Genomic DNA, 20223 nt, shown 5'->3' on the forward strand with positions numbered 1-20223 from the left:
CGTGATCTCCGCACAGTTCGCGTGCTTAACGGCCGGTCGAGCCGAAGCCGCCGCTGCCGCGCTCGGTCGACGACAGCACGTCGACCGGAACCAGCTCGGCCCTCGTCACCGGCGCGATCACCATCTGCGCGATGCGCTCGCCGCGCCGGATCGAAAACACCTGCTCGCCGTGATTGATCAGCAGCACGTTGATCTCGCCACGATAATCGGCGTCGACCGTGCCGGGCGAATTCAGCACCGTGACGCCGTATTTGGCGGCAAGGCCGGAGCGCGGCCGGATTTGCGCCTCATAGCCCGGGGGCAGCGCGATCGTCAGCCCGGTCGGAACCATCTCGTAGCGGCCCGGCAGCAGCAGCAGCGGCGCCGACCGCGGCACCGCGGCCAGGAGGTCGAGCCCGGCTGCGCCGTCGGTCTGATAGATCGGCAGCAGGAGGTCCGCGCCGTGCGGCAATTGGTGGACTTCGACCTTGATGGTGGCGCTCACGATCCGGTTCCTACTTCTCTTGCGATCCGCGACACCAGCGCGGTCGCGACTTCTTCCTTGGTCATCACCGGCCAGGAGTCGACGGTGACCTCCTTGCCCTCGCGCGACAGCAGGTGGACGGTGTTGCGGTCGCCGCCCATCACACCGGTCGCCGGCGAGACGTCGTTGGCGACGATCCAGTCGCAGCCCTTGCGCGCGAATTTGGCCTTGGCGTTCTCGATCAGGTGCTCGGTCTCGGCGGCAAAGCCGATCACCAGCGGCGGCCGCTTCTCCTTCAGCTTCGCAATCGTCGCGAGGATGTCGGGGTTCTCGACCAGCTGCAGCGGCGGCATGCCGGCCGCGGTCTTCTTCAGCTTCTGGCTGCCTTCGCTGGCGACCCGCCAGTCGGCGACCGCGGCGGCGAAGATCGCGACGTCGACCGGCAGCGCGGCCTCGACCCGGTGCAGCATGTCGCGCGCGGATTCCACGCGCATCACGGCGATACCCTGCGGGTCGTCGAGCTCGACCGGACCGGTCACCAGCACGACCTCGGCGCCCGCGGCACGCGCCGCGGCGGCGATCGCAAAGCCCTGCTTGCCGGACGAACGGTTGGCGATGTAGCGGACCGGGTCGATCGCCTCATGGGTCGGCCCGGCGGTGATCAGTACGCGCTTGCCGGCGAGCGGGCGCGGCTGCGGCGGGCGCAGCATGCGGTCGGCGGCGGCGGCGATCTCGACAGGCTCGGCCATCCGCCCGACCCCGGCCTCGCCGGCCTCCGCCATCTCGCCGGCATTGGGGCCGATCGTATGAACGCCGTCGCGGCGGAGCTGCAGCACGTTGCGGCGGGTGGCGGGGTTGTTCCACATCAGCGGGTTCATCGCCGGCGCCAGCAGGATCGGCCGGTTGGCCGCCAGCAGGGTCGCGGTGGCGAGATCGTCGGCGTGGCCCTGCGCCATCTTGGCCATCAAATCGGCGGTGGCCGGCGCCACCACGATCAGGTCGCAGTCGCGCGCCAGCCGGATATGGCCGGCGTCGAACTCGCTCTCGGCGTCGAACAGGTCGGTGTAGACGCGCTCATGCGACAGCGCGCTGGCGGCCAGCGGGGTCACGAACTGCTGGGCCGCCTTGGTCAGCACGCAGCGGACCTGGATGTGCCGCTCCTTGAGCCGCCGGATCAGATCCAGCGCCTTGTAGGCCGCGATTCCGCCGCCGATGATCAGGGTCACCCTGGGCTCGCCGGCCACGCTGGCGGCCCGTGGTGCCTGAGCTGCAGGCGTCTGGGAACCGGCACTGGGCGCCCCGGCGGGCTCCGCACCGCCTTCTGCGAGTTCCCGGAGGATCACCCGGACCTCCTCCTCGACCGAGCGCCCGTTCTTGGCGGAGCGCAGCCGCAGATAGGCCTTCAGCGTGTCGTCGAGTTTACGGATGGTCAGGCTGGCCATGGCGTGCCCCGGGCATCATGCTCAAGCAATGATAGCGATGCTATCACACGATGCATGCATTGCAATCAATGCGCGCGGATGGCGAAGAAGATTCCGATCAGCGCTGCGGCAATGACCCAGAGGCCGACGGTCTGGATGCGTGCCTTCTTGGCCTCGGCGCGGGCCATTTCGTCGATCGAGTCCGATGACAGCATGTGGCCCTCCCGGGTCATGGTCTCGAGCTGCTCCAGCACCGTCACGGCGCGGCTGGCGATCGACGGCAAATTGGCGAGCACGCGGCCGAGCTCGCCCGCGCCCGAGAGCGCGCCCTGGATCCGGCCGGCCGGGCCGAGATTGTGCGTGATCCATTCGCGCACCACGGGGTCGGCGATCTTCCAGATGTCGAGCTTGGGGTCGAAGCCGCGCGCCACACCCTCGACCACCACCATGGTCTTCTGCAGCAGGATCAGTTCGGGCCGCGTCTGCATGTCGAACAGGCCGGTGACCTCGAGCAGAAGCGAAAGCAGCTTCGCCATCGAGATTTCCTCGGCGGTGCGGTTGTGGATCGGCTCGCCGATGGCGCGGATCGCTTGCGCGAAATTCTCCACCGAATGGTGGCCCGGCACATAGCCGGCCTCGAAATGCACCTCGGCGACGCGGCGATAGTCGCGGGTGATGAAGCCGAGCAGGATCTCGGCCAGGAAGCGCCGCTCCTTCAGCCCGAGCCGTCCCATGATGCCGAAATCCACCGCAACGAGGCGGCCGGCGTCGTCGAGGAACAGATTGCCCGGATGCATGTCGGCATGGAAGAAGCCGTCGCGCAGCGCGTGGCGCAGGAAGCTCTGGATCACCTTGCGGCCGAGATCGGGCAGGTCGACCTGGGCCTGCGCCAGGCGGGCGTGATCGTTCAGCGCGATGCCGTCGATCCATTCCATCGTCAGCACGCTGTGCGCGGTGCGATCCCAATCCACCGTGGGCACGCGGAAATCCGGATCGTCGCGCGTGTTCTCGGCCATCTCGGACAGCGCGGCCGCCTCTAACCGCAGGTCCATTTCCATCGCGACCGAGCGCGACATCGTGTTGATGACTTCGATCAGCCTTAAGCGCCGCGCTTCGGCGGAATGCGCCTCGGCCTTGTGTGCGACGAAGAAGAAGTCGCTGAGGTCGCGGCGGAAGCGCGCGGCGACGTTGGGCCGGAGCACCTTGACCGCTACCTGCTGCCGCCTGCCGTCGCGCTCGACCTCGGCGCGATGCACCTGCGCGATCGAGGCCGCGGCAACCGCGGGACCGAGGTGCACGAAGGCTTGCGCCAGCGGCCGTTCCAGCGATTGCGCGATGACGGCTTCGGCTTCCTGCTGTGCGAACGGCGGCAGCCGGTCCTGCAGGCTTTCGAGATCGCGCGCCATCGCGACGCCGACCACGTCGGGACGGGTCGCGAGGAATTGCCCGAGCTTGAGATAGGCGGGCCCGAGCCGGGTCAGCGCGCGCGACAGCCGCGGGCCTGACTTGGCCGAGCGGCGCTCGATCAGTCGCGCCATTTTCAGCGCGAGCTGTCCCGGCGGCGGCACCAGCACGGGATCGACGACGCCGAACACGCCTTCGCGCGCAAATACGAAACCGGCGCGGGCGAGGCGCGCGATGTGGGTCAGTGCAGAGATCACAAACGCCAGCCCGAATGCAGCGCCACGATGCCGCCGGAGAGGCTCTGCCATTTCACGCGGGCAAAGCCGGCGGCGCTGATCATCTCGGCGAAGGCGTTCGGCCGCGGGAATTTGCGGATCGACTCGACGAGATATTGATAGGACTCGGCATCGCCGGTGACGGCGCGGCCGAGCGGCGGGATCACCTTGAAGGAAAACAGGTCGTAGATCTTGTCGAGACCGGGCACGTCGACGGTGGAGAATTCCAGGCACAGGAAGCGGCTGCCCGGCTTGAGCACCCGATAGGCCTCGCGCAGCGCCAGCTCGATCTGCGGCACGTTGCGGATGCCGAACGCGATGGTGTAGGCGTCGAACGAACGGTCGGCGAAAGCCAATGTCTCGGCATTGCCCTCGACGAACGACACGCGGTCGTCGAGGTGCTGCCTGGCGGCGCGCTCGCGGCCGACCGCGAGCATCTCGGTGTTGATGTCGCAGACGGTGGCATGGAAGCCGGTGCCCGCGGCCTTGGCGGCCCGGAACGAGATGTCGCCGGTACCGCCGGCGACGTCGAGCAGCGCGAACGGCCGGTCGCCCTTCGGCGGATCGAGCGTCGTGATCATGACGTCCTTCCAGGCCCGGTGCAGGCCGCCCGACATCAGATCGTTCATCAGGTCATAGCGCGACGCGACGCTGTGAAACACCTCGTTCACCAGCGTCTGTTTCTCGCCCAGGGGCACGTCCCTGAAGCCGAAATGGGTGGTCTGCTCCGGCCGATCCATCACTCAGAACTCTTACCTTTTCGGTCGCGTTTTCTTCACGCGAACCGGTGCCCGCTTCGCTCGAAATCGCTCCAGCCAAACCATAGCGCGGCGGCCGCAATGGCGCTATCACGTCAGTCCCAAAAGGTGAATGCCTGCCATGCCGGAATTACCCGAAGTCGAGACCGTCCGCCGCGGCCTGCAACCGGCCATGGAAGGCTCCAAAATCCTCAAGGCCGAGGCCCGCCGCAAGGATCTGCGGTTTCCGTTTCAAAAAGACTTTATCGCCCGGCTCGAGGGCCAGACCATCACCGGGCTCGGCCGCCGCGCCAAATATCTGATGGCGGACCTCAACTCCGGCGACGTGCTGCTGATGCATCTGGGCATGTCGGGCTCATTCCGCGTGCTGAAGCAGGAAGGCGCGGCGACGCCGGGGCAATTCCATCATCCGCGCAGCGACGACCGTGCGCATGATCATGTCGTGTTCCACATGTCCTCGGGCGCGGCCGTCGTGTTCAATGATCCCAGGCGCTTCGGCTACATGAAGATCATCGCCCGCAACGCCATCGAGGATGAACCGCTGCTGAAGGGGCTCGGGCCCGAGCCGCTCGGCAACGAATTCGACGCCGCGATGCTGGCGCGTTCCTGCCACAACAAGAAGACCAGCCTGAAGGTCGCGCTGCTCGATCAGCGCGTGGTGGCGGGACTTGGCAACATCTATGTCTGCGAGGCGCTGTTTCGCTCGCATCTGTCGCCGCGGCGATTGGCCGCCACGCTCGCGACCAAAAAGGCCGAGCCCACCGATCATGCCAAGCGGCTGGTCGACGCGATCCATTCGGTGCTCAACCAGGCGATCAAGGCCGGCGGCTCCTCGATCAGCGACCATCGCCTGACCAACGGCGATCTCGGTTATTTCCAGCATTCGTTTCAGGTCTACGACCGCGAGGGCGAGACCTGCCGCACCTCGGGCTGCGAGGGCATCGTCCGGCGCTTCACCCAGAACGGCCGTTCGACGTTCTGGTGCCCGAAGTGCCAAAAATAACAACAAGGGAGTGCGGATGATGAACGGCAATTGGCGCGATCGCGCCGCGACCACCTTCCAGTGCGAGAAGCAGCCGGCGACCTCCAGCCGCGGCATGGTGGTGAGCAATCACCCGCTGGCATCGAGCGCCGGCGCCGAGATGCTGGCGGCCGGCGGCAATGCGATCGATGCGGCGATCGCCACTCTGTTCACGCTGACCGTGGTCGAGCCGATGATGGTCGGCATCATCGGCGGCGGCATGGCGCATATCCGCCTCGCCGACGGCAGCCATCGCTTCATCGACGGCCAGAGCACGGTGCCGCAGGCGGTAAAGCCGGATACCTACACCTCGAAGCCCGGTTCGGCGCATGACGTGTTCGACACGGTCGGCAACGAGAATCTGAACGGGCCGAAGGCGGTCGCGGTGCCGGGCTCGCTGAAGGCGTGGTGCGAAACGCTGCGCCGGTTCGGCACCATGAGTCTCGCCGACGTGATGCAGCCGGCGATCAAGCATGCCGCGCGCGGCTATGCGGCGACGCCTTATCTGCACGAATGCATCACCGACGGCGCCGCGGAGATGCTGAAGGACAAGCCGATCTCGGCGATCTATCTGCCCAACGGCACGCCGCTGAAGCCTGGCGAGCGCGTGGTGCAGGCGGAATATGCCGAGACGCTGAAATACATCGCCGATCACGGCGACAACGCGCTCTACCAGGGGCCGCTCGGCGACATCCTGGTCGACTACATGAAGAAGAATGGCGGCTTCATCGCGCAGGAGGATCTCGCGACCTACAAGACCGTCGAGCGGCAGCCGATCCGCTGCGACTATCGCGGCTGGGAAATCCTCGGGCCGCCGCCGCCGGCAGCGTCAGGCGTGCATATCACGGAGATGCTCAACATCCTCGAAGGCTACGACATCGCCCGCCTCGGCTTTGGCACGACGGAGACGATCCATTATCTCGCCGAAGTGCTGAAGATCGCTTTTGCCGATCGTGAAGCCGCGAGCGGCGATCCCGCCTATATCAACGTCCCGGTGGAGCAGCTGACCTCGAAGGCCTATGCCGAGGAGCGCCGCCGCGCCATCGATCCGGACCGCGCACAGGCGTGGGGTGCCGGCGTCACGCAGCTTGAAAGCGCGCACACCACGCACATGACCGCGGCGGATGCGTTTGGCAATGTGGTCGCGACCACCCAGACCATCAACAATCTGTTTGGGGCCAAGATCCTGATCCCGGGCCTCGGCACCGTGCCGAACAATTACATGAACCTGTTCGATCCGCGGCCGGGGCACGCGCTGTCGCTCGCGGCAGGCAAGCGCGTCACCACGTCGATGTCGCCGATGATGGCGCTGCGCGACAACAAACTGGTTTACGCGCTCGGCCTGCCCGGCGGAAAGCGCATCTTCCCGAGCGCGATGCAGGCGCTGATCAATCTGATCGACCACGGCATGAGCCTGCAGGAAGCGGTCGAGGCGCCGCGGGTCTGGACCGAGGGCAATGCGCTGGAAGTCGAGCAGGCAGTGCCGGAGGCCGTGCGTACGGCGCTATCGGCGAAAGGCCACAAGGTGCAAGTCGTGCCGACCGTTGCCGGCGGCATGAACGCGATCCAGTTCCACGCCGACGGCACCATGTCGGGTGCAGCCTGCTGGCGCGCCGACGGCACGCCGGTCGGCATCGCCGGTGGTCTTGCCCGCGCAGGCGTGCGGTTCATGCTGCGGTAACGCCGACTAGGCTGTTTGGCAGATTGAAGCGAGCGCCATCCTCAACGTCGTCCCGGCGAAGGCCGGGACCCATTACCCCAAACCTCAATGTTGTGCCGCGCTGGGGCCGCGATCCGGTTTCATCGCCGAGTGCGGTGGCTATGGGTCCTGGCTTTCGCCAGGACGACGTGTGGGAAGAGCCGTGGCTGAATCAAAGGAGCCTTGCAATATCCGATCACCCGCATGCGCGCGCGATGAATTACTTCCTGACGCAGATCACACGCACCACGGCGGCCTTGGCGTCCGCCGATTCCCCCGCCGCGTTGATGCCGTGCGCCTTCAGGAAATTGCGTACCGTGTCGGCCGGCACCAGCGTGGCCTGCGCCGGCGGCGCTGCGTTTGCCGGGCCGGCAACGATGACAGGTTTCAGCAATGCGATGCCGGCGAACTTGCCGCCACCGTCCTGCGCCGCGGCGCCGGAGAACCCGATCGCAGGTGCCGGCGACAGCGTGGCATCGCCGCCGCCGAGTTGCGCCACCGCAGCCTTGACGCTGCTCGCCGCGGCGCCGCCGCCCTGGCTCTGCGGATCGACGATGCCGGTGATGTCGAGCGCGGTCTGCGTCGCCTGGCCCGCGATGTTGAGCGGCTTCAGCCCGCGCGCGCCGTAGATCCGCAGCAATGCGAGCTCGTGGTCCTTGTCTTCTGCGACCCGGTCGGCATTGCCGTAACCCGGGATCGTCAGCGCGAGGCAATCGCCGGTCGCCACGCGATCGGCGACAATGGTGCCGTCGTCGCTGACCACGACGCCGGTGCTGTATTCCACGGTCTTGCGCGGCGGCGGGCCGGCCTGCACGGTGGACGGAAACGCGTTGAAGGCGCTCGACATCGCGATCACCACCGGTTCGACCGTGGTCTGCGTCGCCTGGTCATAGAGGATGGTGAGGATGCGGACCTCGTCGCCCTTCAAGGTGCCGCGCAAATAGAACTTCTTCAGCCCCTGCATGCCCGACAGCACGAAGAAATCCGGCTTCACCACGGTGTAGTCGATGGTGCGGCCGGCCGGCTCCTTCTTTTCCTGCTCGGCAAGCTTGGCGGTCGTCGGACTGGCTTCCTTGCGCCGGGTCAGCAGCACCTGGACGGTGCCGGTCGGCGAGGTCCATTTGGCGCCGGAGGCATCGCTGGTGAGCTGCGGCACCAGTTTTGTCGGAATGCCGAGCCGCGCCCCGGTGGCGGGCTCGGTGACGATCCGCCAGCCGACGCTCTCCTGCTTCCGCCGCGCGGTGTCGGCGAGCACGCCGCGCTCCTGCGGGTTCAGCACGCCGGTCGGCTTGCCGCCGCGGTTCTTCTGGAATTCCTTGATCGCATTGACCATGCGCTCGCTGACGTCGCCGGTAATCGCGCCGTTATATTCGCCGACCCAGGCAAGGTCGGATTGCAGCGCCAGCCGCTCGGCCTGCGCCATCGCGCCCGCGGTATCCTCCGGCTTCTGCAACGCGGGGCGAACCGGCACCGTCGTCACGATCTTCGGCTTGGCCCCCGCGGTCGACGGCGGCGTCATCTGGGCGTGCGCCGCACCGATGGTTGCGAACATCAACGTTGCCGAAAGCACCGATCTCATGACAAATCCGGGGGAAATGACTGATACCATTGACGTCGACGCAATTAAGCACATCTGCTTGGTCGGCAACAACCGCGCTCCGGTTCAGGGAACAGCGCGCAGGACATCAAGATGCTGAGTGCCGACGAGCTCGAACGCTATGCCCGCCACATCGTGCTGCGGGAGGTGGGTGGCCCCGGCCAGAATGCGCTGAAGCAGGCCTCTGTGCTGGTGATCGGCGCCGGCGGCCTCGGCGCGCCGGTGCTGATGTATCTCGCCGCCGCCGGCGTCGGCCGTCTCGGCGTGATCGACGACGATGTCGTGTCGCTATCCAATTTGCAGCGCCAGATCATCCATACGACGTCCGACATCGGCAAGCGCAAGGTCGACAGCGCGGCGGCGCAGATTCACGCGCTCAATCCGCACGTGACGTTCGAGGCGCATCCGATGCGGCTCACCGCCTACAATGCGATGGCGCTGATTTCAAACTACGATCTCGTGCTCGAAGGCTCCGATAATTTCGAGACCCGCTATCTCGTCGCCGATGCCTGCTTCCTGGCGAAGCGGCCGCTGATAACAGCGGCGCTGGGCCAGTTCGACGGCTCGCTGACCACGATCCGCGCCCACGAGAAGAATGCGGACGGCGTATTCAATCCGACCTATCGCTGCCTGTTCCCGGAGGCGCCGCCGCCCGGCACGGTGCCGGCCTGCGCCGAGGCCGGCGTGATGGGCGCGCTGGCCGGGCTCATGGGCTCGATGATGGCGCTGGAAGCGATCCGCGAGATCGTCGGCTTCGGCGAGGGCCTGGTCGGCCGCCTGCTGATGGTGGATGCGCGCGCGATGCGGTTCGAGACCCTGCGCTACGCGCGCGACCCGCAGAACCCGCTCAATGGTGATGCGCCTGGCATCACCGACCTGAGCGGGCATCGGTAGAGTTCATCAGGACGCTGTCGCGGACTTCTCGCTGTCCATGTGCCGCAGATGCTCCTCCGGATAGCGTCCGCCGGCGGCGGCGCCGGGCGGAAATGCGTCGGCGAGCGCGGCATGGATGGTGGCGATGCTCTCGCTGCGGTCGGCGGGGTCGTAGAAGTCCGACACGCCCATGCAGCCGAGGCCGAGCTGTTCGGGATGCTCTGGACAATCAAGAATGGGTTGTTCACTATACCGAACAATGCAGGATTTCGATCTTCGCGACCTCGACGCCTTCGTGGCGGTGGCACGCACCCGCAACTTCCGGCGCGCCGCGCTGGAGAGCCGCGTCTCGGTCTCGAGCCTCAGCCAGCGGCTGCGCGACATGGAGGAGCGGCTCGGCGTCCGCCTGATGAACCGCACCACCCGCAGCGTCGCGCTGACCGAGGCCGGCGAACTGTTGCTCGCCCGTGTCGCGCCGGCGATCGCCGATGTTGGCGATGCGATCACGGAGGTGCGTGGCTTGCGCGCGGAGCCGTCCGGGCGCCTGCGCATCAACGCGCCGCCGCCTGCGGTCGATCTCGTGCTGGCGCCGATGATCGCGCCGTTCCTCGCCAGATATCCGAAGGTCGACCTTGACCTCGTGGCCGAGAGCGCGTTCGTCGACATCGTCGCGCAGGGCTTCGACGCAGGCGTGCGCTATGGCGAGCATCTGGCGCAGGATATGGTCGCGGTCCCGCTCGGCGCGCCGCAGCGCTACGCGGTCGTGGCGTCGCGTGACTATGTGGCAAAGCATGGCCGGCCGATGCATCCGAAGGATCTGCTGGCGCATGCCTGCATCCGCACCCGCTTCAGCAACGGCGTGATATTCGATTGGGAGTTCGAGAAGAACGGTCGCGTGGTGAAGATTTCGCCGCCGGCCAAGCTGATCGCGACCCATCTCGGCCTCGCGCTGCGTGCGGTCCATGACGGCGTCGGCTATTGGGCGACATTCGAGGGCTATGTCCGCTACGGCGTCAAGTCCGGCGCGCTGGTCAGCGTGCTCGACGACTGGTGCCCGCCGTTCGACGGCCCGTTCCTCTATTATCCGAGCCGCCGCCAGCCGCGGCCCGCGCTCGCCGCCTTCGTGTCGTTCGTCGCCGACTGGCGTAAGCAGGCGAGGCGGAAGACGAGGAAGTCGAGCTAGATCCACACCGTCGTCCCGGCCCCCGTGCGCAATTGCGCACTAGGCCGGGACGACACTGAATGCGTGATTCCAGCGTGCCCGGCAGTCGCCGTGACTTCACCCGCTACCTTTGCCGGGCGTGCCGAGTTGCCTGGCCGGCCGCACCGGCTGCTTTGCATGGGGTTGTTTTCGATATTTTGCTGGCAGCTCCATCCCGGCTGCAGGTTCCCCTACAGCATGCTGGGCAGCACGCGGTCCGGCGGCTTGTGGGCGTCGAGGAAGGTCCGGATGTTGATGATCACCTTTTCGCCCATCTCGACGCGGCCTTCGATGGTGGCCGAGCCCATGTGCGGCAGCAGGGTCACCTTGCCGGCCCTGGCGAGCCGCACCAGCTTCGGGTTCACCGCGGGCTCGTGCTCGTAGACGTCGAGGCCGGCGCCGCCGACATCGCCGGCTTCGATCAGCTTGATCAGCGTGTCCTCGTCGATCACCTCGCCGCGCGCGGTGTTGACGATATAGGCCTCTTTGCGGATCAGCTTGAGCCGCCGCGCCGAGAGCAGATGATAAGTCGCCGGCGTGTGCGGGCAGTTCACCGAGATGATGTCCATCCGCGCCAGCATCTGGTCGAGGCTTTCCCAATAGGTCGCCCCGAGCTCGTCGGCGATCATGGGCGCCACCGGGCGGCGGTTGTGATAGTGGATCTGCAGGCCGAAGGCACGGGCGCGGCGCGCCACCGCCTGGCCGATGCGGCCCATGCCGATGATGCCGAGCCTTTTTCCCCCGATGCGGTGGCCGAGCATCCAGGTCGGCGACCAGCCGGCCCAGTGCTGCTTGCCCTCGGTCAGGATCGAGGCACCCTCGATCATCCGTCGCGGCACCGCGAGGATCAGCGCCATCGTCATGTCGGCGGTGTCCTCGGTCAGCACCTTCGGCGTGTTGGTCACGGTGATGCCGCGGGCATGCGCGGCCGCGACGTCGATATTGTCGACGCCATTGCCGAAATTGGCGATCATCTTCAGCCTGCAGTCGGGCTGGTTGATCACGTCCTCGCGGATCATGTCGGTCACGGTCGGCACCAGCACGTCGGCGGTCCTTGCCGCTTCCGCGATCTGTTCCGGCGTCATCGGCGTGTCGTCGAGATTCAGTCTGGCGTCGAACAGCTCGCGCATCCGGGTCTCGATCGAGTCCGGCAGCTTGCGGGTGACGACGACGAGTGGCTTTTTCTTCACCGACATGTCCTGCTTTCATGAGGCGCACGGCTCGCCAAAAACCGAGCCGTTGAGGCCTCATTAACCCGGTTGTTCGACACTGCTGATAGCCGCGCAGTCCCGGCGTTTCCTTCGCGTTTCCTAGGGTTCCCCGATACTTGCCCCAGCTTTCGTCGGGGGAAATTCGGGTGTTCTGGCGCTTTGGCGTTCCGTCCTCTCTAGCAGAAGGCCGGGCCAAGACAAGAACCCCTCGGATCCTCGAATGCCGGAACGAATGGCGCAGGGCCTGCGGGCGCGGGTCTGGATTTGAGTTGCAGCTCGCCGAATGCGGGTTGGGCATCTCGGCAGGAGACGAGTTGATGGTGTGGCGTTTCGGTTCATTGGTGGCGCTGGTCGGGAGCGTGCTGAGTGCGTCGGTCAGCCCCGGACATTCCGCCAAGGATTTGAGCCCGACCACCAGCGGCCTGCCGATCCCGCGCTATGTCAGCCTGAAATCCGATCACGTGAACGTCCGCGCCGGCCCGACCAAGGACAACGACGTCGCCTGGGTCTACACGCGTTCGGGGCTGCCGGTCGAAATCACCGCCGAGTTCGAGAACTGGCGCCGGGTGCGCGATTCGGAAGGAGCGGAAGGCTGGGTCTATCACTCGCTGCTGTCCGGCCGCCGCACCGCGGTCGTCACAATGAAGAACAAGGACGACCTGGCCTCGCTGTACGATCGTCCCGATGCCACCAGCGCCATCGCGGCGCGCCTGCAGGCCGGCGTCGTCGCGCAGGTCAAGAAATGCGCCAACAACTGGTGCCGGGTCACCGGCAGCGGGTTCGACGGCTGGATTGAGCAGCAGCGCCTGTGGGGCGTCTACGCCGATGAGAAAGTGGACTGAGGCAGTCCTGAAACGACAATGGCCGGGACGAGCCCGGCCATCACGTCTTAATCCGTAATAGATCGGGTCAGCGCTTCTTGCGCAGCCGCACCACCATGTCGACGCGGGAAATCTCGTAGCCTTCCGGCACGTCGGGCATCTTCGACAGCACGAGGTTCGGGTCGGGAATGTCGACCAGCTCGTGGTTATGCTCGAGATAGAAGTGGTGATGCGTCGACACGTTGGTGTCGAAATAGGTCTTGGTGCCGTCGACACTGACCTGGCGCAGCAGGCCGGCATCGGTCAGCTGGTTGAGCGTGTTGTACACGGTCGCCAGCGACACCGGAACCTTGGCCAGCGTGGCTTCCTCGTACAGCATCTCGGCGGTCAGGTGGCGCGCGCCCTTGCCGAACAGCAGCCAACCCAACGCCATGCGCTGGCGGGTCGGCCGCAGGCCGGCCGACTGCAACATCTCGTTGACGTCATGCCACGGACAGCCGGTCAGGGCAGGGTGGTGCCCGCCGCCACGGACGGTCGGGTGCACGACATCATCGTTCACAGCCGGTACTTCCTCGTTCATATCCACTCTATGCACCCAACTCAGGCAATATTCCTCATAAATATAAAAAGGATGCCTGTCAGATGCAAGTTTTTCGCAACTAGAACAAATCCAAGCAGCGGTAGAAACCTATTGGATGACGGCCATTTGTCATCGGAATGCCGCTTTGCCGCCCAGTTAGCCCTATGTTAGAGAGCGCGCGGACCACATATGCGCTTTCGGCAGAGATAACAGGCCGGTAGCGTACCCAGGTAGCGCCAAGATGCGGGACAGGTTATTCCGGTTCCCGTGGGTAGATTAAGGTCCGACCAAGCAAAAGCGCTTCATCGGGATATCAGAGGTGGATAGAGGATGCTGGATCGGCGCGGCGGTTACGAATACGAGGATTTGCTGGCTTGCGGGCGGGGCGAGCTGTTTGGTCCCGGCAATGCCCAGTTGCCGCTGCCGCCGATGCTGATGTTCGATCGCATCAGCGATATCTCGGAGAACGGCGGCGAGTTCGGCAAGGGGCTGGTGCGCGCCGAGCTCGAAGTGAAGCCGGATCTCTGGTTCTTCGGCTGCCATTTCAAGAACGATCCGGTGATGCCGGGCTGTCTCGGCCTCGATGCCATGTGGCAAATGGTCGGCTTTTACCTTGGCTGGATCGGTGGCGAAGGTCGTGGCCGCGCGCTCGGCCTCGGCGAGCTGAAGTTCTCCGGACAGGTGCTGCCGCACGCGCGCAAGGTTGTGTACAACATCGATATCAAGCGCGTGATGCGGTCAAAGCTCGTGCTCGGAATTGCCGACGGGTGGCTTTCCATGGACGACGAGATTATCTATCGCGCCAAGGACTTGAAGGTCGGTTTGTTCAAGCAGGGCACGGCGCCGTCTTGAGCAGGATCATCATGCGGCAACATAAAGGCAGGGCGAGGCGAACATGAGGCGGGTTGTCATCACGGGGATGGGTATCGTCTCGTCCATCGGTAACAACACCCAGGAAGTGCTTGCGAGCCTCTATGAGGCGAAGTCGGGCATTTCACGCGCAGAGAAGGCCGCCGAGCTTGGCTTCCGGTCGCAAGTGCACGGTGCGCCGACACTCAATCCCGCCGAGGTGATCGATCGCCGTGCGATGCGATTCCTTGCAGAAGGTGCTGCCTGGAATCACGTCGCGATGGAGCAGGCGATCCGTGATTCCGGCCTCGAGGAGAACGAGGTCTCCAACATCCGCACCGGCATCATCATGGGATCCGGCGGACCGTCGACGCGCACGCTGGTCGAGGCCGCCGACATCGCGCGCGCCAAGGGCCCGAAGCGCGTTGGTCCGTTTGCGGTGCCGAAGGGCATGTCCTCGACCGCATCGGCGACGCTCGCGACCTGGTTCAAGATCAAGGGCGTGAACTACTCGATCTCCTCGGCCTGCGCGACGTCGAACCACTGCATCGGCAACGCCTATGAGACGATCCAGATCGGCAAGCAGGACGTCATCTTCGCCGGCGGCTGCGAGGAGCTCGACTGGACGCTGTCGGTGCTGTTCGACGCCATGGGCGCGATGTCCTCGAAATACAACGACACGCCGGCCACCGCCTCACGTCCCTACGATATCAGCCGCGACGGCTTCGTGATCGCCGGCGGCGCCGGCGTCGTGGTGCTGGAAGAGCTCGAGCACGCCAAGGCGCGCGGCGCGCGGATCTACGGCGAGGTCGTCGGCTACGGTGCGACCTCGGATGGATACGACATGGTGGCGCCGTCGGGCGAGGGTGCCGAGCGCTGCATGCGCATGGCGATGTCGACGGTGGACACGCCGGTCGACTACATCAACCCGCACGCCACCTCGACGCCGGCCGGCGATCCGCCGGAGATCGAGGCGATCCGCAAGGTGTTCGGCACCGGCGACAAGTGCCCGCCGATCTCGGCGACCAAGGCGCTGACCGGCCATTCGCTCGGCGCCACCGGCGTGCAGGAAGCGATCTACTCGCTCTTGATGCTGAACAACGGCTTCGTCTGCGAGAGCGCGCATATCACCGAGCTCGATCCCGTGTTCGCCGACATGCCGATCGTGCGCAAGCGGATCGACAACGCCAAGCTCACGACCGTGCTGTCGAACTCGTTCGGCTTCGGCGGCACCAATGCCACGCTGGTGTTCAGGCGGCTTGACGCCTGATTTCGCCTCTCTTCGCCTGCTGAGGGAGGTCCGCAGCCGGCGCATGGGGATATTGCAACGATCCGGAATGGGGTGGGAATGATTATTGAACCGCGCGTGCGAGGCTTCATCTGCACGACGGCGCATCCCGTCGGCTGCGCCACGAATGTCCGTGAGCAGATCGCTTACGTTCTGAAGCAGGGCCCGATCGCGGACTGCCCCAAGCGCGTCGCCGTGCTCGGCTGCTCGACCGGCTACGGCCTCGCCAGCCGCATCGTCGCGACCTTCGCCGGCGGCGCCGATACGATCGGCGTGTCGCTGGAGCGCGAGCCTTCGGAAAAGAGAAGCGCCAGCGCCGGCTGGTACAACAACCGCGCCTTCGAGATCGAGGCCGAGAAGATCGGACGGTCTCCGCTCACGCTGGAAGGCGATGCCTTCTCCGACGAGATGAAGAAGGACTTCATCGAGCGCGTGCGCGAGAAGTTCGGGCAGCTCGATTTGCTGGTCTACAGCATGGCCGCGCCGGTCCGCACCGATCCCGACACCGGCAAGACCTATCGCTCGGTCATCAAGCCGCTCGGCGCGCCGGTCGAGATCAAGACGCTCGACACCGAGACCGGCGAGGTGTTCCAGACCACGCTCGAGCCGGCGAACGAAGAGCAGACCGCGGCGACCGTCGCCGTGATGGGCGGCGACGACTGGAAGCGCTGGATCAACCAGCTTGCGGACGCCGGCGTGCTGGCGCCGGGCTTCCGGACGCTCAACTACACCTATATCGGCAGCGAGCTGACCTGGCCGATCTACTGGAACGGCACGCTCGGCCGCGCCAAGGTCGACCTCGACAGCAAGGCGCAAGCGATCCGCGGCCGGCTCGGCGCGGACGCCGCTCGCGTCGTGGCGCTGAAGGCCGTGGTGACCCAGGCGAGCTCGGCCATTCCGGTGGTGCCGCTCTACGGCACCGTGCTGTTCAAGGTCATGAAGCAGCTCGGGCTGCATGAGGGCTGCATCGAGCAGATCGATCGCCTGTTCCGCACCCGGCTCGGCAAGGACGTCGCGCTCGACGATGCGCAGCGCATCCGGGTCGACGATTGGGAGCTGTCACCCGAGGTGCAGACGGAAGTGTCGCGGCGCTGGCCGCTGCTCACCACCGAGACGCTCGGCGAATTGGCTGATCTCGGCGAGTACAAGAGCCAGTTCCTGCGCCTGTTCGGCTTCGGCATCGACGGTGTCGACTACACCCAGGACGTCGACCCGCGCGTCGTCCCGGGCTAGGCCGTTCGGAAAATCACACGAGTAGCCACGGACCTGTCTTTTCCTTCCCCTGAAAGGGGGAAGGTCGGGATGGGGGTTAGCCGCAGGCGATGCTGCGAGCAGAGAGAGCAGATCCCCACCCGCTTTGCTCTGGCGAGCAAAGCGACCTCCCCCTTTTCGAGGGGATGTTAAGAGTGACCCCGCGATTGCGCTACGCGAGATGGCAAATTGGCCATGTCATCGTCGTTGCCTTGGTGCTCGCCACCGTGCGTAAAGCCTCGCGGTGCTTCGCGGGGTCTTCAATTCTAGCGCAGCTATGCGTAATGAACGGCCTTACCGGCTCATACCCCGAGCGTCCCGGCCTTCGCCGCCGCATAACGCTCGGCCACGGCTTTCCAGTTCACCGCATTCCACCACGCCTTGAGATAATCCGCCCGGCGATTCTGGTAGGTCAGGTAATAGGCGTGCTCCCAGACGTCGTTGCCGAGCAGCGCACGCTTGCCGTCCATGATCGGATTGTCCTGGTTCGGCCGGGTCTCGATCGCGAGCTTGCCGTCCGTGGTCACGGTGACGAACACCCAGCCGGAGCCGAACACGCGGCCGCCTGCGGCGTTGAAATCGGTCTGCAGTTTCTCGATGCCGCCGAGGTCGCGATCGATCGCGGTCAGCACCTCGCCATCGGGCTTGCCGCCGCCGGGTCCCATGATCTGCCAGAACATCGTGTGGTTGGCGTGGCCGCCCATGTTGTTGCGCACGCCGGTGCGGATCGTCTCCGGCACGCTGCCGAGATTGGCGAGCACGTCGGTGATCGGCTTCTCCGCGATCTGCGGATTGTCCTTGGCGAAATTATTGAGGTTGGTGACGTAGGCCTGATGATGCCGGTCGTGATGGATTTCCATCGTCCTGGCGTCGATATGCGGCTCCAGCGCATTGGTGGGATAGGTCAGCGGATCGATCTTGAATGGCCCGGCTGGGGCCTGCGCCGTGGCCTGGGCGAAAACGAAGCGTGGCGCGGCTGCGACCGCGGCAGCCGTGGTTGCCGCAAGCACAAGATGGCGGCGGGATATGGGTGACATCGATTCCTCCTGACCTGAAGCGCTATCGTCGTCTACGACAGCGCATGGCGAGATACGTGCAAGCAACCTTAAGGCGTTTCAAAGACGGTCATTGTGACGCTGCGTCGGAATCTCGCATTGTCCCGGCAGAGGCCGCGTGCGTCGAAGCATCGGACAAAGCAAAAAGGGCGGCCTTTCGGCCGCCCTTCGTCGTTTCGTTTCAGGCAGGCTTACTCGCCGGCGGCTTCGCGCGGCGCCGGAGCGTCGCTCTTCTGCTTGGCCTCGAGGTCCTCGCCGGTCTCCTGGTCGACCGCCTTCATCGACAGGCGGGTCTTGCCGCGATCGTCGAAGCCGAGCAGCTTGACCTTGACCTTGTCGCCTTCCTTGACGACGTCGGAGGTCTTCTGCACGCGGCTGGCGGCGAGCTGGCTGATGTGGACGAGGCCGTCCTTGGCGCCGAAGAAATTCACGAACGCGCCGAACTCCATCACCTTGACGACGGTGCCCTCGTAGATCTGGCCGATCTCCGGATCGGAGGCGATCGACTTGATCCACTTGATCGCAGCCTTCATCGCCTCGCCGTCGTTGGAGGCGACCTTCACGGTGCCGTCGTCCTCGATGTTGACCTTGGCGCCGGTCTTCTCGACGATCTCGCGGATCACCTTGCCGCCGGTGCCGATCACTTCGCGGATCTTGTCGGTGGCGATCTTGAAGGTCTCGATGCGCGGAGCATATTCGCCGAGCTCGGCGCGCGCCGCGGTCAGGGCCTTGGACATTTCACCCAGGATGTGGATGCGCCCTTCCTTGGCCTGGCCAAGCGCAACCTTCATGATCTCCTCGGTGATGCCCTCGATCTTGATGTCCATCTGGAGCGAGGTGATGCCCTGGTCGGTGCCGGCGACCTTGAAGTCCATGTCGCCGAGATGATCCTCGTCGCCGAGGATGTCCGACAGCACCGCGAAGCGCTGACCCTCGAGGATCAGGCCCATGGCGATACCGGCGGTCGGCCGCTTCAGCGGCACGCCGGCGTCCATCAGCGACAGCGAAGCGCCGCAGACCGAAGCCATCGAGGACGAGCCGTTCGACTCGGTGATCTCGGAGACCACGCGGATCGTGTACGGGAACTCGTGATGCGGCGGCAGCACCGGGTGGATCGCGCGCCAGGCGAGCTTGCCGTGGCCGATCTCGCGGCGCTTGGTGCCGCCGAGCCGACCGGTTTCACCGACCGAGTAGGGCGGGAAGTTGTAGTGCAGCAGGAACGTTTCCTTGTACGTCCCCGACAGCGCGTCGATGTACTGCTCGTCCTCGCCGGTACCGAGCGTGGTCACCACCATCGCCTGGGTCTCACCGCGGGTGAACAGCGCCGAGCCGTGAGCGCGCGGCAGCACGCCGGCTTCGGCGATGATGTTGCGCACGGTCTTGACGTCGCGGCCGTCGATGCGCTTGCCGGTGTCGAGGATGTTCCAGCGAACGATCTTGGCTTCCAGTTCCTTGAACACCGCGGCAACGCGGAGCTTGTCGTATTTCGGCTCCTGGCCTTCCGGGAAGAAGTGCGCGAGCACCTTCTCCTTGACGGCGCCGACCGCGGCATAGCGTTCCTGCTTGACCGGGATCGCGTAGGCCTTGCGCAGCTCCTGCTCGGCAAGGCCGAGCATTTCCTTCTCGATCTCCGAATTGTCGATCGTGGTGACTTCGCGCGGTTCCTTGGCGGCCTTCTCGGCGAGCTCGATGATCGCGTTGATGACAGGCTGGAAGTGGCGGTGGCCGAACATGACCGCGCCGAGCATCACATCTTCGTTGAGCTCCTTGGCTTCCGACTCGACCATCAGCACGGCGTCGGCAGTGCCGGCGACGACGAGGTCGAGCTGGGTCTCGGTCATCTCGTCCAGCGTCGGGTTGAGGATGAACTCGTCATTGGCGAAGCCGACGCGGGCGGCGCCGATCGGGCCCTTGAACGGGGCGCCCGACAGCGTCAGTGCGGCGGAGGCGGCGACCAGCGACACGATGTCCGGATCGTTCTCCATGTCGTGCGAGAGAACGGTGACGATCACCTGGGTCTCGTTGCGCCAGCCGTCGACGAACAGCGGACGGATCGGACGGTCGATCAGGCGGGAGACCAGCGTCTCCTTCTCGGTCGGACGACCTTCGCGCTTGAAATAGCCGCCGGGAATGCGGCCCGCGGCGTAGGTCTTCTCCTGGTAGTCGACCGTCAGCGGCAGGAAGTCGACGCCTTCGCGCGGCGTCTTCGCCGCGACGACGGTGGCAAGCACCACGGTCTCGCCGTAGGTCGCCATCACGGCGCCGTCGGCCTGGCGGGCGATCTTGCCGGTTTCAAGTTTGAGGGGACGTCCACCCCAGTCGATCTCGACGGAATGCGAATTGAACATTTCGGTTTCTTTCATGGTTTCACGAAAGCACGGCGCCCTGGAACACAAAGACCATGCCAAGACGGCGAGACACTGACGCGCTGCTGCGGTCAGCATCCGGCGATCCTG

Annotated in this window: 18 protein-coding genes; 8 read left to right on the plus strand and 10 right to left on the minus strand. The window is 65.6% G+C overall.

From position 1 onward, the window contains the following. Window positions 1-25: 25 nt before the first annotated feature. The 4 genes from dut to ubiE form a co-directional block, all read right to left on the minus strand. The gene (gene dut / locus ACTUWL_RS15990; protein ID WP_021082624.1) at window positions 26-484 is read right to left on the minus strand and encodes a dUTP diphosphatase; all 459 of its coding nucleotides are present in this window, start codon (window positions 482-484) and stop codon (window positions 26-28) included. Beyond that, entirely contained in the window at window positions 481-1905 is a 1425-nt protein-coding gene (gene coaBC, locus ACTUWL_RS15995; protein ID WP_021082625.1) for a bifunctional phosphopantothenoylcysteine decarboxylase/phosphopantothenate--cysteine ligase CoaBC, read from the minus strand. Before coaBC ends, dut begins: the two co-directional genes overlap by 4 nt. Before the next feature lie 65 nt (window positions 1906-1970). After that, window positions 1971-3545, minus strand: coding sequence for a 2-polyprenylphenol 6-hydroxylase (gene ubiB, locus ACTUWL_RS16000; protein ID WP_021082626.1), 1575 nt, complete (start codon window positions 3543-3545; stop codon window positions 1971-1973). Beyond that, entirely contained in the window at window positions 3542-4303 is a 762-nt protein-coding gene (gene ubiE, locus ACTUWL_RS16005; RefSeq protein ID WP_021082627.1) for a bifunctional demethylmenaquinone methyltransferase/2-methoxy-6-polyprenyl-1,4-benzoquinol methylase UbiE, read from the minus strand. The genes ubiB and ubiE overlap by 4 nt, the downstream gene beginning before the upstream one ends. Window positions 4304-4442: 139 nt before the next feature. Here ubiE and mutM point away from each other — a divergent pair, with 139 nt between their 5' ends. Further along, on the plus strand, window positions 4443-5324 hold the full coding sequence (gene mutM, locus ACTUWL_RS16010) for a bifunctional DNA-formamidopyrimidine glycosylase/DNA-(apurinic or apyrimidinic site) lyase (protein ID WP_021082628.1): 882 nt from the start codon (window positions 4443-4445) through the stop codon (window positions 5322-5324). Between the two features lie 19 nt (window positions 5325-5343). Further along, a complete protein-coding gene (gene ggt, locus ACTUWL_RS16015; RefSeq protein ID WP_021082629.1) occupies window positions 5344-7023 on the plus strand; it encodes a gamma-glutamyltransferase in 1680 nt (559 codons plus the stop codon). 238 nt (window positions 7024-7261) lie between these two features. Here ggt and ACTUWL_RS16020 read toward each other — a convergent pair whose 3' ends face one another. Further along, entirely contained in the window at window positions 7262-8620 is a 1359-nt protein-coding gene (locus ACTUWL_RS16020; RefSeq protein ID WP_021082630.1) for a peptidoglycan-binding domain-containing protein, read from the minus strand. Between the two features lie 111 nt (window positions 8621-8731). On the opposite strand from ACTUWL_RS16020, the gene ACTUWL_RS16025 reads away from it, so the two are divergent. Beyond that, on the plus strand, window positions 8732-9532 hold the full coding sequence (locus tag ACTUWL_RS16025; RefSeq protein ID WP_021082631.1) for a HesA/MoeB/ThiF family protein: 801 nt from the start codon (window positions 8732-8734) through the stop codon (window positions 9530-9532). Window positions 9533-9538: 6 nt separating this feature from the next. On the opposite strand, the gene ACTUWL_RS16030 is transcribed toward ACTUWL_RS16025, so the two are convergent. Further along, a complete protein-coding gene (locus ACTUWL_RS16030; protein ID WP_021082632.1) occupies window positions 9539-9703 on the minus strand; it encodes a hypothetical protein in 165 nt (54 codons plus the stop codon). 67 nt (window positions 9704-9770) lie between these two features. Between ACTUWL_RS16030 and ACTUWL_RS16035 the strand changes: the two genes are divergently transcribed. Then, a complete protein-coding gene (locus ACTUWL_RS16035; RefSeq protein WP_021082633.1) occupies window positions 9771-10694 on the plus strand; it encodes a LysR family transcriptional regulator in 924 nt (307 codons plus the stop codon). Window positions 10695-10903: 209 nt separating this feature from the next. Here ACTUWL_RS16035 and ACTUWL_RS16040 read toward each other — a convergent pair whose 3' ends face one another. Continuing rightward, window positions 10904-11908 carry a 2-hydroxyacid dehydrogenase gene (locus tag ACTUWL_RS16040; protein WP_035653711.1) on the minus strand — a complete coding sequence of 335 codons (1005 nt, stop codon included), beginning with the start codon at window positions 11906-11908 and terminating at the stop codon, window positions 10904-10906. Between the two features lie 332 nt (window positions 11909-12240). Between ACTUWL_RS16040 and ACTUWL_RS16045 the strand changes: the two genes are divergently transcribed. Beyond that, window positions 12241-12765 (plus strand): SH3 domain-containing protein, encoded by a 525-nt coding sequence (locus ACTUWL_RS16045; RefSeq protein WP_021082635.1) that lies wholly within the window; start codon window positions 12241-12243, stop codon window positions 12763-12765. A 67-nt stretch (window positions 12766-12832) separates the two neighbouring features. Here ACTUWL_RS16045 and irrA read toward each other — a convergent pair whose 3' ends face one another. Next, window positions 12833-13324: an iron response transcriptional regulator IrrA gene (gene irrA / locus ACTUWL_RS16050; RefSeq protein WP_021082636.1), complete on the minus strand. Its 492-nt coding sequence runs from the start codon at window positions 13322-13324 to the stop codon at window positions 12833-12835. A gap of 330 nt (window positions 13325-13654) precedes the next feature. On the opposite strand from irrA, the gene fabA reads away from it, so the two are divergent. The 3 genes from fabA to fabV all read left to right on the plus strand — a co-directional run bounded on the left by fabA (window position 13655) and on the right by fabV (window position 16694). Then, complete coding sequence (fabA, locus tag ACTUWL_RS16055) at window positions 13655-14176, plus strand: 3-hydroxyacyl-[acyl-carrier-protein] dehydratase FabA (protein ID WP_021082637.1); 522 nt, start codon at window positions 13655-13657, stop codon at window positions 14174-14176. A 43-nt stretch (window positions 14177-14219) separates the two neighbouring features. Next, a complete protein-coding gene (gene fabB, locus ACTUWL_RS16060; RefSeq protein WP_021082638.1) occupies window positions 14220-15443 on the plus strand; it encodes a beta-ketoacyl-ACP synthase I in 1224 nt (407 codons plus the stop codon). 78 nt (window positions 15444-15521) lie between these two features. Next, window positions 15522-16694, plus strand: coding sequence for an enoyl-ACP reductase FabV (gene fabV, locus ACTUWL_RS16065; protein ID WP_021082639.1), 1173 nt, complete (start codon window positions 15522-15524; stop codon window positions 16692-16694). A gap of 320 nt (window positions 16695-17014) precedes the next feature. Here fabV and ACTUWL_RS16070 read toward each other — a convergent pair whose 3' ends face one another. Both ACTUWL_RS16070 and pnp read right to left on the minus strand, forming a co-directional pair. Continuing rightward, entirely contained in the window at window positions 17015-17749 is a 735-nt protein-coding gene (locus ACTUWL_RS16070) for a superoxide dismutase (protein WP_021082640.1), read from the minus strand. Window positions 17750-17958: 209 nt separating this feature from the next. Continuing rightward, window positions 17959-20115: a polyribonucleotide nucleotidyltransferase gene (gene pnp, locus ACTUWL_RS16075; protein WP_035653773.1), complete on the minus strand. Its 2157-nt coding sequence runs from the start codon at window positions 20113-20115 to the stop codon at window positions 17959-17961. Window positions 20116-20223: the final 108 nt, after the last annotated feature.

The sequence above is a fragment of the Bradyrhizobium sp. WCU1 genome, assembly GCF_053474805.1.

Bases quoted from the DNA above. Each gene is read 5' to 3' on its own strand.
- coaBC (WP_021082625.1), bottom strand. From the start codon at position 1,905: ATGGCCAGCCTGACCATCCGTAAACTCGACGACACGCTGAAGGCCTAT.
- ubiE (WP_021082627.1), bottom strand. From the start codon at position 4,303: ATGGATCGGCCGGAGCAGACCACCCATTTCGGCTTCAGGGACGTGCCC.
- mutM (WP_021082628.1), top strand. From the start codon at position 4,443: ATGCCGGAATTACCCGAAGTCGAGACCGTCCGCCGCGGCCTGCAACCG.
- ggt (WP_021082629.1), top strand. From the start codon at position 5,344: ATGAACGGCAATTGGCGCGATCGCGCCGCGACCACCTTCCAGTGCGAG.
- ACTUWL_RS16020 (WP_021082630.1), bottom strand. From the start codon at position 8,620: ATGAGATCGGTGCTTTCGGCAACGTTGATGTTCGCAACCATCGGTGCG.
- ACTUWL_RS16025 (WP_021082631.1), top strand. From the start codon at position 8,732: ATGCTGAGTGCCGACGAGCTCGAACGCTATGCCCGCCACATCGTGCTG.
- ACTUWL_RS16030 (WP_021082632.1), bottom strand. From the start codon at position 9,703: ATGGGCGTGTCGGACTTCTACGACCCCGCCGACCGCAGCGAGAGCATC.
- ACTUWL_RS16035 (WP_021082633.1), top strand. From the start codon at position 9,771: ATGCAGGATTTCGATCTTCGCGACCTCGACGCCTTCGTGGCGGTGGCA.
- ACTUWL_RS16040 (WP_035653711.1), bottom strand. From the start codon at position 11,908: ATGTCGGTGAAGAAAAAGCCACTCGTCGTCGTCACCCGCAAGCTGCCG.
- ACTUWL_RS16045 (WP_021082635.1), top strand. From the start codon at position 12,241: ATGGTGTGGCGTTTCGGTTCATTGGTGGCGCTGGTCGGGAGCGTGCTG.
- irrA (WP_021082636.1), bottom strand. From the start codon at position 13,324: ATGAACGAGGAAGTACCGGCTGTGAACGATGATGTCGTGCACCCGACC.
- fabA (WP_021082637.1), top strand. From the start codon at position 13,655: ATGCTGGATCGGCGCGGCGGTTACGAATACGAGGATTTGCTGGCTTGC.
- fabB (WP_021082638.1), top strand. From the start codon at position 14,220: ATGAGGCGGGTTGTCATCACGGGGATGGGTATCGTCTCGTCCATCGGT.
- fabV (WP_021082639.1), top strand. From the start codon at position 15,522: ATGATTATTGAACCGCGCGTGCGAGGCTTCATCTGCACGACGGCGCAT.
- ACTUWL_RS16070 (WP_021082640.1), bottom strand. From the start codon at position 17,749: ATGTCACCCATATCCCGCCGCCATCTTGTGCTTGCGGCAACCACGGCT.
- pnp (WP_035653773.1), bottom strand. From the start codon at position 20,115: ATGTTCAATTCGCATTCCGTCGAGATCGACTGGGGTGGACGTCCCCTC.